This window comes from Acinetobacter sp. LMB-5 (assembly GCF_001541635.1).
GTDB lineage: Bacteria > Pseudomonadota > Gammaproteobacteria > Pseudomonadales > Moraxellaceae > Acinetobacter > Acinetobacter pittii.
The window spans coordinates 132,254-144,471 of sequence record NZ_LRDR01000010.1 but is presented as its reverse complement, the minus strand read 5'-3'; the positions used below and the strand labels follow the sequence as shown (position 1 = coordinate 144,471).

Annotated in this window: 10 protein-coding genes; 8 read left to right on the top strand and 2 right to left on the bottom strand. The window is 36.2% G+C overall.

Features of this window, described 5'->3' with window-relative positions:
* The first annotated feature begins 16 nt into the window (after nt 1-16).
* Nucleotides 17-916 (top strand): LysR family transcriptional regulator, encoded by a 900-nt coding sequence (locus AW165_RS15120; protein WP_002120927.1) that lies wholly within the window; start codon nt 17-19, stop codon nt 914-916.
* Between the two features lie 47 nt (nt 917-963).
* Here the strand turns inward: AW165_RS15120 and map are convergent, their stop codons facing one another.
* The gene (gene map / locus AW165_RS15115; protein WP_002121088.1) at nt 964-1,758 is read right to left on the bottom strand and encodes a type I methionyl aminopeptidase; all 795 of its coding nucleotides are present in this window, start codon (nt 1,756-1,758) and stop codon (nt 964-966) included.
* Between the two features lie 352 nt (nt 1,759-2,110).
* On the opposite strand from map, the gene brnQ reads away from it, so the two are divergent.
* The 3 genes from brnQ (at nt 2,111) to AW165_RS15100 (ending at nt 4,535) form a co-directional block, all read left to right on the top strand.
* The gene (gene brnQ, locus AW165_RS15110) at nt 2,111-3,412 is read left to right on the top strand and encodes a branched-chain amino acid transport system II carrier protein (RefSeq protein ID WP_060466303.1); all 1,302 of its coding nucleotides are present in this window, start codon (nt 2,111-2,113) and stop codon (nt 3,410-3,412) included.
* 189 nt (nt 3,413-3,601) lie between these two features.
* Nucleotides 3,602-4,021: a GlcG/HbpS family heme-binding protein gene (locus tag AW165_RS15105; protein WP_060466302.1), complete on the top strand. Its 420-nt coding sequence runs from the start codon at nt 3,602-3,604 to the stop codon at nt 4,019-4,021.
* Nucleotides 4,022-4,280: 259 nt separating this feature from the next.
* Entirely contained in the window at nt 4,281-4,535 is a 255-nt protein-coding gene (locus tag AW165_RS15100; protein WP_005068965.1) for a hypothetical protein, read from the top strand.
* Between the two features lie 25 nt (nt 4,536-4,560).
* Here AW165_RS15100 and AW165_RS15095 read toward each other — a convergent pair whose 3' ends face one another.
* The gene (locus tag AW165_RS15095; RefSeq protein ID WP_060466301.1) at nt 4,561-5,016 is read right to left on the bottom strand and encodes a hypothetical protein; all 456 of its coding nucleotides are present in this window, start codon (nt 5,014-5,016) and stop codon (nt 4,561-4,563) included.
* A gap of 141 nt (nt 5,017-5,157) precedes the next feature.
* On the opposite strand from AW165_RS15095, the gene AW165_RS15090 reads away from it, so the two are divergent.
* The 4 genes from AW165_RS15090 to AW165_RS15075 all read left to right on the top strand — a co-directional run bounded on the left by AW165_RS15090 (nt 5,158) and on the right by AW165_RS15075 (nt 11,859).
* Nucleotides 5,158-6,018 carry an alpha/beta fold hydrolase gene (locus AW165_RS15090; RefSeq protein ID WP_025464285.1) on the top strand — a complete coding sequence of 287 codons (861 nt, stop codon included), beginning with the start codon at nt 5,158-5,160 and terminating at the stop codon, nt 6,016-6,018.
* A gap of 317 nt (nt 6,019-6,335) precedes the next feature.
* A complete protein-coding gene (ptsP, locus tag AW165_RS15085; RefSeq protein ID WP_019767689.1) occupies nt 6,336-9,191 on the top strand; it encodes a phosphoenolpyruvate--protein phosphotransferase in 2,856 nt (951 codons plus the stop codon).
* A gap of 15 nt (nt 9,192-9,206) precedes the next feature.
* Entirely contained in the window at nt 9,207-10,154 is a 948-nt protein-coding gene (gene pfkB / locus AW165_RS15080; protein ID WP_060466300.1) for a 1-phosphofructokinase, read from the top strand.
* Nucleotides 10,141-11,859 (top strand): fructose-specific PTS transporter subunit EIIC, encoded by a 1,719-nt coding sequence (locus AW165_RS15075; protein WP_060466299.1) that lies wholly within the window; start codon nt 10,141-10,143, stop codon nt 11,857-11,859. Before pfkB ends, AW165_RS15075 begins: the two co-directional genes overlap by 14 nt.
* Nucleotides 11,860-12,218 lie beyond the last annotated feature (359 nt).

Below are 12,218 nucleotides of genomic sequence, written 5' to 3'. Positions count from 1 at the left end.
GAAATAGGATATTTTAATGCTCACTGATCTTGATGATTTTTATTGTTTTGCTCTCGTCGTTGAGCATGGTGGTTTTAGTGCCGCTGAGCGTGTAACGGATATACCAAAATCAAAACTAAGTCGTCGTGTATATAGCCTAGAAGAAAACTTAGGCGTTCGCCTGATTCAACGCAGCTCTCGTCATTTTGCTGTTACAGATATTGGGATGGATATTTATAGACATGCTCAAGTCATGATGAATGCTGCACAGGCTGCTCATGATTTGGTTGATCATTTAAGCATTCAACCTAGAGGTGTTGTAAAGGTTAGTGTTCCTGTTGATATTGCTCAAAATCAACTGCCTAAAATTTTGCCTGCTTTCTTAAAAAAATATCCAGAAATTCGTTTGCAACTTATGGTCAGCAATCGTCGAGTAGATGTCATTAATGAAGGAATTGATATTGCTTTACGTGTTCGCTCAAAACTAGATGATGATCCAAGTTTAGTTCTTAGACAGTTTGCACTTATTGAACAGAGTCTATTTGCAAGTCAAGCATATCTAAATGAATTTGGAGATATAAAAAATCCAGAACAACTTAGTGAGCATCGCATTTTAAGTTTGTCAGAAGAGCATCTTGATCAACAATTCCTTTTGCATGGTCCAGACAATCAGCAAAAGAAAATCAAAGTCAGCCCTATCGTAATGGGTACAAATATCCATATGTTGGCGCAATTAGCGAGTCAAAACTGTGGGATCGCTTTACTACCAGAGAGCGCAGCAGAAGATTTTCTAAAATCTGGACAGCTTGTACAAATTTTACCGGAATGGAAAGCTCCTCACGGTATATTACATGCCGTATATCCATCACGCCGAGGGTTATTACCTGCTGTACGAGTATTTATTGATTATTTGGTAGAACATCTTTCTGAGCATTAAAATGAATTTAAAAAAGAAGTTCGATAATTATCGAACTTCTTTTATTTTTAAATTACAGGATAGTTTCCTACACCTTCAGGCCAAGGTGTTAAGAGTTCAAAGCCAGTGTCAGTTACAGCAACCATATGTTCCCATTGCGCAGATAACGAAAGATCTTGAGTAATAACTGTCCATCCGTCATTTAATTCTTTAACCTGTGGTCTACCCGCATTAATCATCGGTTCAATCGTAAAGACCATACCTTTTTTTAATACTAAGCCTTGGCCACGCTGTCCATAATGTAAAACATTGGGTTGTTCATGATAAACCTTACCAATCCCATGACCACAATACTCTCGAACAATGCTATACCCTTCTCGATGAGCAACTGACTGAATAGCATAACCAATATCGCCTAGTGTAGCTCCTGGCTTAACAGCATGAATCCCAGCAACCATCGCTTCATAAGTTGTATCAACCAGTTTTTTTGCTTGCGGGTTTACATCACCCACAAAATACATGCGGCTCGTATCACCAAAATAGCCATCTTTAATAATTGCGACATCAATATTAATAATATCGCCATCTTTTAAAATCTTATTCGGTGAAGGAATTCCATGGCAAACTACTTCATTTACTGATGTACATATTGTTTTAGTAAAACCATGATATCCCACATTCGCAGGAATAACTTTTAAAGTATTTACAATATAGTCATTACACAGGTTATCTAAATATTCAGTAGATACACCCGGTTTAATATATGCCCCTATCATTTCTAAAACTTGTGCAGCCAAGCGTCCAGAAATTCTTAACTTTTCCAGATCTTGTTCAGTTTTTATTGTAACAGTAGAAGCTCTCATTCAGTTTTATCCTCGTAGACACTGCTTTTACCACGCCTACAAAAATGTAAGTTAATTTAGAATATTCTAGAACGGATATAGGATAGGCTGGAAGCATTAAATGCCCAAATATTCAACATTCATAATAGAAATTCATACTTTTATTTTTGCATAATTTCTTTAAAAAGTCAGAGACAAAAAATGATTTCCTAATTTCTTTCAATGGTTTTTCAAATACATACCTTAACCAGTTGATATTTTTAATATCTATTAAAGATTTTTATGCTCTGAAAAAAATCTTTTTCACATAAAATACCGCTTGATCATGATCTCTTTTGCTCTAAAATTCCTTCTTTTTTATTAATTTTAATTTATGCAACATCTTCGTACTGGAGATATTATTGCCCTAGGTTTTATGACCTTTGCTCTTTTTATTGGGGCTGGCAATATTATCTTTCCTCCCATTGTCGCTCAACAAGCCGGTGATCATGTATGGCTAGCCGCTATAGGCTTTTTGATTACTGCAGTTGGTCTACCTGTAATTACCATCATGGCACTCTCTCGCATGCAGGGTTCCATTGAAATTATTAGCTCTCCTCTTGGTCGAGTAGCAAGTCTGATTTTAACCGTTGTTTGTTATTTATCAGTAGGCCCTTTATTTGCTACTCCACGTACAGCTACTGTTTCTTATGAAATTGGTTTTTCATCTTATTTTGGAACATCAAGTAGTAGCCTTTTAATTTACAGCGCAATTTATTTTTCATTTGTAACTGTAGTTTCACTTTATCCAAACAAGTTATTAGATACTGTTGGCCATGTGCTTGCTCCCCTAAAAATTATTGCTTTAGCAATTTTAGGTATTGCAGCAGTTATGATCCCAGCGGGTTACGTCCCTGCTCCAATCAACCATTACGTTGAATCTCCAGTTTCGGAAGGTTTCGTAAATGGTTATCTCACTATGGATACTTTAGGCGCATTAGTATTCAGTATCGTAATTATTCAAGCGATTTATTCGCGTGGTGTTACCGATAAAAAATTAGTCACTAAGTATGCGATTATTGCCAGTCTTATTTCTGGTGCAGGTCTTACTTTAGTCTATTTAAGCTTATTCAAATTAGGTGTAGGTAGTCATGAAGTAGCACCAAATGCAGCAAATGGTGCAGTAATTTTACATGCATATGTTCAACATGCTTTTGGCAATATGGGTTCATTATTCTTAACTGGCCTCATTTTCTTAGCATGTATGGTGACAGCGATTGGCTTAACTTGTGCTTGCGGTGAGTATTTTGCTCAGTTAACTAAATTACCTTACAAACTTTTAGTATTCATTTTAGTTGGTTTCTCTTTCATTATTTCTAATCTTGGATTAACCAAACTTATTGCCGTATCAGTACCTGTTTTAAGTGCAATTTATCCACCAGCCATTGTTGTGATTATGCTGAGCTTCTTTTGGAAATTTTGGCACAAACCCTCTTTTATTGTCGGTTCAGTAACAAGTATTGCTTTAATTTTCGGTATTATTGACGGTATTAAAGTTGCTGGTTTTGGTGATTATTTACCTGCATTTCTTCAACATTTACCTTTAAATGAACAAAACTTAGCTTGGTTGATCCCATCTTTAGTTGTTCTAGCAATTACCGTAATTATTGACAAAGTTAAATTTAAAAACATTTAATCTAGTGTCTCTTTTGAAATCGAGTTTTACCCAAACATGATTTTATATATTGAATAAAATGCTGAGTTTACCCAACCGGCATTTTATTTCCACACTACTTTCAATGACAAATCAACTATAGATATAATCAGTTTTTACTGTAAAATTACACTAAAATAATTTTTAGCTTACTAGGAAAGAAGAGCAACAATGAAAAGTAAATATTACCTAACACAAGCAGATGCAGAGTTTTTAATGGAAGAAGCTCAAAAATATGCAATTGAACACAACTTTAAAGTCAGCATTGCTATTGTTGATGAAACAAGTTCTCTACTGTTGATGAAGCGTTTAGATGGTGCTTCACCTTTATCCTCACATTTATGTTCCGAAAAAGCAAAATGCTCTTCAATATCAGGTAGACCTTCAAAATTTTATGAAGAACTTCTGCAAAGTGGACGCTTAGGTTTTTTAAGTATGCCTAGTGCTCAAGGAATGTTAGAAGGTGGAAAACCAATTATTTATGACGGACAAATTTTAGGGGCCATTGGCGTTTCTGGTGTCCAATCTTTTGAAGATGCAGAAATTGCTCAACATGCGATTGATACATTTTTAAAAAAACAAAACAGCTAACCTGAAATGATAGAAAAGAGAAATTATTACACTTTTCATTAAAATATTTTCTCTTTTCTAAAATATTAAGTATTTTATACAAAAATATTTAATATTTACTTTTTTAATACCTTAACCTTTTATAAACATAGAGTTTTTTATAAAACTGTTCAAAAAATTTTCTATTCACTATTGAATTGAATTAAAAATAGAAGTACAACATTAAACTTATTCTTGACTAAAACATTCGGTTTTAGCGCAACCACAAGGAGGGATGGAGATGTTATCATTACATTTCAACAAACAAGTCTTCATTAACACTCTGAACAGCAAAGATTCAGTTGTTTATGGAGTAACACCGCTTGCTCTTATGCTGACTTTACTGTTTCAAGGTATGATTAAAGGAAATCTGAAGCCCGAATACTTTATGTATGCGATGGTTGTTTCTTTCATATTTTGTGTGTGGGCCTTTGTCGACCATAAGATGCGAAAACTAGCTAAAAGACGTCTTAGTCAACAAAACTCGAATACTTAAAAAATGGATGAGCAATCATCCATTTTTATATATCCAAAAATAAAAAAATTGTTCCGATAACTAAAATAGCTGTAGCTAATAATTCAGTCAAAATTAATCCCACCATCATTAAAGTCATTATCCATGAAGGTAAGCTAAAACGACCTAGCTTGTGAGGACGTTTGAATTGATTTGTTGTGTCCTGTAAATAGCCATGTATGATATAAACCAGAATTGAAAAACTAAAAAAAAGAATATTTGCAAACACACACCATAAAGTAATATTTTCATTTAAAACAGTAAAATAGCTTAATACAGCTTGAATTAGGCTAGCAGCTGCATATAACAAACTACTTCGATGAGCGATATCCACATAATAATGAGCACGACTTAATTCTGAACGGCGTATTTGCCAATATTTCCATCCCCCAGTTAACATCCCTATCCATAAAAATATGCCACTAAACACAATTGCGAGCTGTACAGCTTTCGGTAAATCCATCTTTTTTCCAATTATTTGTTTTATTCAAATTTAATGAGCTATATAACATAAATATTGACTTTATAGTCACATTTTAACCAAGTTTCGTTTTAGAACTCGTGTAAATTAAAGATATCAATAAACCAATCACTACGAAATATTATGGATAACACTTTTGAATCATTTTGGATGACCTGTAAAGATGGTTATCAACTTGCTGCACATTTTTATCCAGCTCAATCCCCAAAATCAGTAAATCCCGTGTTGATCTGTCCTGCAACAGGTATTACTAAAAACTTCTATCACTCTTTTGCTACATGGTTAAGCGAACAAGGATATGACGTATTAAGCTTTGATTTCCGTGGAATTGGAGGCTCCTTACACGGGTCTTTGAAGCAAAGTACAGCAAGTATTAATGATTGGGGAGTTCTCGATATTCCTTGCGCAATTGATACGTTATTAGAAAAAACTAAAGCAGAACAAGTTACCCTTCTGGGCCACAGTGCTGGTGGTCAGTTATTAGGAATTGTTCCTAATTTTCATAAAGTAGCAAAAGTTATTGCGGTCGCAGGTTCCACTGGCCATGTAAAAGGTCTTAAAGGTAAAACGAAGTTTTTAGCACCGGTAATGTTCAATGTCATCTTTCCAATTTCTAGTGCTTTTAAAGGTTATGGTGCTACTCAATTTATTGGAATGGGAGAAAACTTACCTAAAAAAGTCGCCCAACAGTGGCGAGAATTTTGCAGCCATCCAGGCTATGTGAAAAATGCTATAGGTAAAACAGTCCATCATGATTTTCATAGTGAAATTATCTGCCCTATTACTTCAATTTGGGCAAGTGACGATGAAATTGCAACCGAGCGTAACGTTGAAGATTTATTAAAACTTTATCCTAATGCACCTACAAAAATGCTAGAGCTAAATCCCATGAAACTTGGGCATAAATCAATTGGGCACATGCTAATGTTTAAAAAATCACATCAAAACTTATGGTCACTCCTAGAACAGGAAATCCAACACTAATCTATTGATCTTTTACTTTTGCCTCTATACCCGTAATCCGGTATAGAGGTTTTTTTTAATATTAATACCCACTTCTTTTATAAAGTTACTTTATTAACCTGATAATTATCATAAGAAATTAAAATATATTAATCACCCATTCCTTTGTATTAAAAACAAGCATTTTTTACGTAAATACGTCGATATAGCTTTAAAGTTCTGCTATCGTTATTTATACGAAGCTGTTGTTTAAAAACGGTTAAACTAACCTATTTTTAATACAAACAGCTTCTTTTTTTTCTGTTTAGCTAAACCAAAGAAATTGTTCAAGGATAAGTATGCTAGCACTAGAGCCTCGACATATTCATATGAATCAACATGCTGTTGATAAAAAGCATGCATTACAGTGTCTAGTAGATATATTGGTAAAAGATGGGTTAGTTACACCTGACTACATTACAGGACTCATCAATCGGGAACAACAAAGTGCCACCTATTTAGGTCAAGGCATTGCTATTCCCCACGGCACACCCCAATCGCGCGAATTTATTCTAGAAACAGGTATCCGTTTAGCTCATTTTCCAGAAGGAATTATATGGGATGGTGAAAACAGAATTTATTTAGCTGTTGTTATTGCAGCAAAATCTGATGAACATTTACAAGTTCTACAAATATTAACTCGAGCTTTAATGCATGATGTAAGTGAACAGGTAAAAAATGCTAAACAACCTGAACAAATTATTGAAATCTTACAAGCTCAACCATTATCTTTAACTCTACATGAGAATTTAATTCAAACTGAAATTGAATCTCAAGATATTGAAGATTTATTTTGGTCTGCATCTCAGATTTTAAAAAAACACAATTTCGTAAAGTGCGGTTTTCTAAGTTCACTTGACCCTGATCAAGTTATTCAACTACAAGATCAGATCTGGTCTATTTCAAGTAGTAAGTTTGTTCAACAACCAGCGATTAGTATTGTAAAACCTCGCCATGCTCTAGAGCTAAACGGAAAAAAATTAAACACACTCGTGTGTATCGCTGCCAATGAGCAATTAGATAGTCAGAGATTTAATCGACTGATTGATATTCTATTTAATCCAGAGCAAGTTGCGCAATTAGACCAAACACAAGCACCAAATGAAATTGCTAAAATCATTGGTGCAGATGTTATTCCAGATTGGCCTCACCGTTCAGTTGTATTAGCCAATGCCCATGGATTACATGCTCGACCAGCAACTCATTTAGTGAACTTAACCAAAAGTTTTCAAGGTGATATTCAAGTCGCAGTAGATGACGGAAATTTTGTTTCTGCTAAAAGCTTGACGCGCCTCTTGGCTTTAGGTTGTAAACGTGGCCAAACTTTACGTTTCATTGCCGAACCAGAAACGGATGCAGTTGAAGCTTTAGATAAAGTTATACTGGCAGTGCAACAAGGCTTAGGTGAAGAAGTTGAACCAATTCAATCTCTAGATACCCAAGAAGCTCAATCATCTCAAACAGCAACCCCACCGCCAAAAATATTGAGTACAAATACAGGAATTGCAGCCTCAAGCGGTTTAGCTTTCGGACCTGTACATGTAATTAAGCCAAAGGTTTACCAATATGAACGTATGGGTTTAAGTGTCAAAGTAGAAAAAGAAAAACTTGATATTGCTCTTCACGCTGTTAAAAACAATATTCACCAAGTTATTGCAAAATCTGAAGTGGCTGAGATTAAGCAAATCTTCCAAGCACATTTGGAAATGCTTGACGACCCAGATCTTATTAATGGTGTTTATCAAAAAATTAACTTAAATCTTTCTGCCCCTGCTGCGTGGCATGAACATATTGAAGCAGCAGCCAAAGAGCAAGCAGCTTTACCAGATCGATTACTGGCTGAACGTGCTACAGATTTACGTGATATTGGTGATCGCGTTTTGGCTCAACTTTGCGGTGAGGTTATCATCGAAGAACCTAAAGAGCCTTATATACTAATCATGTATGACGTAGGACCAAGTGATGTAGCCCGACTTAATAAAGATCGTGTAGCAGGTATTTTGACAGCTGTAGGTGGTGCAAGCGCTCATAGTGCTATTGTTGCTCGTGCTTTAGGTATCCCTGCAATTGTTGGGGCTGGTGATCAAGTACTAGATATTGAGCATAAAAGTTCTCTTTTAATTAATGGAGATACTGGAGCTTTTATCTTAAATCCCAATGCTCAACAAATCGAACAAGCAAAACAAGAACGAGAGCTTCAGAAAAAAATTCGTGAAGAAGCTGAACGTCACAGCCAAGAACCTGCGATTACTCTAGATCAACATCAAATCGAAATTGCTGCCAATTTAGGAAAAGTTCAATCAACAGCGCATGCGGTTGAATATGGTGCTGAAGCCATTGGCCTACTCAGGACTGAGCTTGTTTTTATGGCGCATAGTAGCGCTCCGAGCGAAGCTACCCAAGAAGCAGATTATCGTATTGTTTTAGATGCTCTAGCGGGCCGACCACTCGTAGTACGTACGCTAGATGTAGGTGGTGACAAACCACTCCCTTACCTTCCAATTGCTGAAGAAGAAAATCCATTTTTAGGTCTAAGAGGTATCCGTTTAACGCTAAGACAGCCAGAGCTGTTGCGTCAACAACTTATTGCTTTGCTTAAAGCTGCAGATGACCGCCCTCTAAGAATCATGTTTCCAATGATTGGCCGTGTGGAAGAATGGCGTGCTGCAAAAGCTATTCTTGATGAGGTTAAAGCTGAACATCCATGCGCTAACTTACAAGTTGGTATTATGATAGAAGTTCCTTCTGCTGCTTTACTTGCACCTATTCTCGCGAAAGAAGTGGACTTTTTCAGTATCGGAACAAATGATTTAACTCAATATACATTAGCCATTGACCGTGGACACCCTATCCTTTCAGCTGAAGCTGATGGACTACACCCAAGTATTTTGCAATTGATTGATCAAACTGTAAAAGCTGCGCATAAGTATGGCAAATGGGTTGGTATATGCGGTGAACTCGCAGCCGATCCAAAAGCTGTGCCCATTCTAATGGGCTTAGGGGTAGATGAGCTTAGTATGTCACCAAATAGTATTCCTTTGGTTAAAGCCCAAATTCGTACACTTAACTACAGTCAAGCTCAAGTGCTTGCAAAGCGTGCACTTGAATGTGATAGCGCTACTGCTGTACGTCAGTTATCCGAACAAGAAATGTAAAGATTAGGAATGGTAATGGCTAAAGTTTTAACAATTACTTTAAATCCTGCAATTGATGTGACTATACAACTCAAAGAGTTACAGATAGGTCAAGTAAACCGCCAAGAATCTGTAGAAATACATGCGGCAGGCAAAGGTTTAAATATTGCACAAGTTTTAAAAGATTTGGGGCATGAGGTTGTTGTTTCTGGTTTTCTAGGAACAACAAACAGACAGATTTTCGATGATCATTTTAAAGAAGCTCAATTTCAACCTGAATTTATTTATATTGAAGGTGAAACTCGCCAAAATATAAAAATTGCTGAACATTCGGGACGTATGACTGATTTGAATGGAAAAGGTTTTTTCATATCTGAACAAGATAAGAAAAACCTCTTTCAAAAAATCGAGATGATTTTGCCTCAGGTAGATGTGGTTGCTATTGCTGGAAGCCTACCACAAGGTTTTAGTGTTGATGAGTTACAACAACTTATTAAACTTATTCAAGAGCAAGGTAAAAATGTTGCACTTGATACAAGTGGTAAAGCGTTGGTTGCTGCAATTGAATGCCAACCATGGATGATTAAGCCAAATACAGATGAGTTAGTAGAAAGTTATCAACTTCCTGCTACAACCTATGCTGAACAAAAAAAACTTTTTGCAAACTTAGCTAAAATTGAACATGTCGTTATTTCGATGGGTGAAGACGGTGTAAACTGGCTACACGACACTCACCCGCTTCATGCAAAAGCCCCCAAAGTGATAGTTAAAAGTACAGTTGGTGCGGGTGACTCTCTTTTAGCAGGGATGATTCATGGCTTATTAAGTGGCTTCTCTGCCGAAGAAACATTAAAGACTGCTACCGCAATTGCAAGCCACGCTGTAACACAAATAGGCTTTCGTATTCCTAATGCTGAAAAGCTAAACCAATTAAAAGCCCAAACTACAATCAATTCATTGAGTGAATCTGATGCCAACTGCTAAACGTTTATTATTTGTTATTAATAGTCCGCAACAGCAAGTCAATGCTTTGATTTTAGCTCGGAAGCTTGCACAAGTCGCGTCTCAACAGGGTTATCAAAACAGCATTGTTTCGCTTGATGAATTCGAGGTGAATGAAAGCTTTGACCAAGTTATCGTTGTTGGACAACGCCCGAAAAATCTTAATATTTTTGGTACACACCCTTTATCTTTCATTAACATTGAAGAGATCAAAAGTGATACTGATTCAGCTCTTCAAACTGCTTTAGATCATTTTAAATCTGCTCAAGACTGGCAAAATGATAATAGCTTATCAGCAACTACAGCTAAAAAATTTGTTGCGATCACTGCGTGTCCTACGGGTGTCGCGCATACTTTTATGGCAGCCGAAGCTTTACAGCAAGGCGCAGAAAAGCTCGGTTATGAGATTGAAGTAGAAACTCAAGGTTCCGTTGGCGCAAAAAATATCTTATCACCTCAAGCTATTGCTGATGCGGACATCGTCATTCTTGCGACTGACATTGAAGTTAATACAGACCGTTTTGTAGGTAAACGTGTTTATCGATGTAGTACAGGTTTTGCTCTAAAGCAAACAGATAAAGCACTTGCTGAAGCAATCAGCAATGCTCAAGTTTTAGAACAAGGTAAGCAACAAACATCTGCAGAAAACAAAGATAAAACCGAAAAAGTTGGCGTATATAAACATCTCTTAACAGGTGTTTCTTATATGTTACCTATGGTGGTGGCGGGAGGTCTTTTAATTGCTCTGTCTTTATGCTTTGGCCTTAATGCAGCTGAACAAGCAGGCAGCTTACCAGCTATATTAAAACAAATTGGTGCCGCTGCATTTATGCTTATGGTTCCAATGTTATCTGGTTATATCGCCTACTCGATTGCTGATCGTCCTGGCCTCGCACCTGGTTTAATTGGCGGCTTACTTGCTTCTCAGTTACAAGCAGGTTTTTTAGGCGGTATTGTTTCAGGTTTTCTTGCGGGTTATATCGCACTATTTATTGCTAAAAAACTTAAACTCCCTACAAGTTTAGAGGCACTTAAACCTATTCTAATTATTCCGTTATTAGGCACATTATTTGTTGGTCTGATTATGTTTTACGTGGTGGGACAGCCCGTAGCACATATTTTTGAGCTAATGAAAGATTTCTTAAATAACATGGGTACAACAAATGCTGTGTTAATGGGAATTATATTAGCAAGCATGATGTGTATTGATTTAGGTGGACCAATCAATAAAGCGGCCTATGCTTTTACTGTTGGGTTGCTGACAACAAATACTTATATGCCTATGGCAGCCACGATGGCAGGCGGCATGGTCCCTGCTATTGGTATGGCTATTGCGACTTTCATTGCAAGGAATAAATTTAGCACGGGAGAGAAAGATGCCGGAAAAGCAGCTTTCGTATTAGGTTTATGTTTTATTTCTGAAGGCGCTATTCCGTTTGCAGCAAAAGACCCAATGCGTGTAATCCCAACATGTATTTTAGGTGGAGCTGTGACTGGAGCACTCGTTGCCTTATTCCATTGTGAGTTGGTTACTCCTCACGGCGGTGTATTTGTTCTTTTAATTCCCAATGCGATTAATCATGCTTGGTTATATCTTGGTGCAATTGCTGCTGGTAGTATTGTTACAGGGATAAGCTATGCGATTGTTAAGAAAAAAATAGAAGAAAAAGCTGTGACCACTGCATAATTAAAAAGGGAGAATATAAATTCTCCCTTTTTTTATAAATTATATGTGCCTGATCTCATAAAAATTTAAACTGAAAACTATTTAATATTTAATTTTCTTTCTCTGAGACTTAAATCATTTAATCTGAATAGCTCTTGCCATAATCTGTGTTGGCACTTCTTCTGCGAGCATTACGGTTAGAGTTGGCTCTTTTGAGATTTAATGGATAAAATTTATTGAAATTATAATTTATAGACAAAAATACCTCTATTTCAAAAGCTTAGTATTTAAAATAATGTTTGAAATTTATTAATAAAAATCAGTTATTTAATATAGAAATCTAATTTTATTTTACTAAATAATAGATGTTTCATGTTAAA

Excerpts from the sequence above, each read along its gene's own strand:
- AW165_RS15120 (WP_002120927.1), top strand. The coding sequence starts at position 17 with ATGCTCACTGATCTTGATGATTTTTATTGTTTTGCTCTCGTCGTTGAG.
- map (WP_002121088.1), bottom strand. The coding sequence starts at position 1,758 with ATGAGAGCTTCTACTGTTACAATAAAAACTGAACAAGATCTGGAAAAG.
- brnQ (WP_060466303.1), top strand. The coding sequence starts at position 2,111 with ATGCAACATCTTCGTACTGGAGATATTATTGCCCTAGGTTTTATGACC.
- AW165_RS15105 (WP_060466302.1), top strand. The coding sequence starts at position 3,602 with ATGAAAAGTAAATATTACCTAACACAAGCAGATGCAGAGTTTTTAATG.
- AW165_RS15100 (WP_005068965.1), top strand. The coding sequence starts at position 4,281 with ATGTTATCATTACATTTCAACAAACAAGTCTTCATTAACACTCTGAAC.
- AW165_RS15095 (WP_060466301.1), bottom strand. The coding sequence starts at position 5,016 with ATGGATTTACCGAAAGCTGTACAGCTCGCAATTGTGTTTAGTGGCATA.
- AW165_RS15090 (WP_025464285.1), top strand. The coding sequence starts at position 5,158 with ATGGATAACACTTTTGAATCATTTTGGATGACCTGTAAAGATGGTTAT.
- ptsP (WP_019767689.1), top strand. The coding sequence starts at position 6,336 with ATGCTAGCACTAGAGCCTCGACATATTCATATGAATCAACATGCTGTT.
- pfkB (WP_060466300.1), top strand. The coding sequence starts at position 9,207 with ATGGCTAAAGTTTTAACAATTACTTTAAATCCTGCAATTGATGTGACT.
- AW165_RS15075 (WP_060466299.1), top strand. The coding sequence starts at position 10,141 with ATGCCAACTGCTAAACGTTTATTATTTGTTATTAATAGTCCGCAACAG.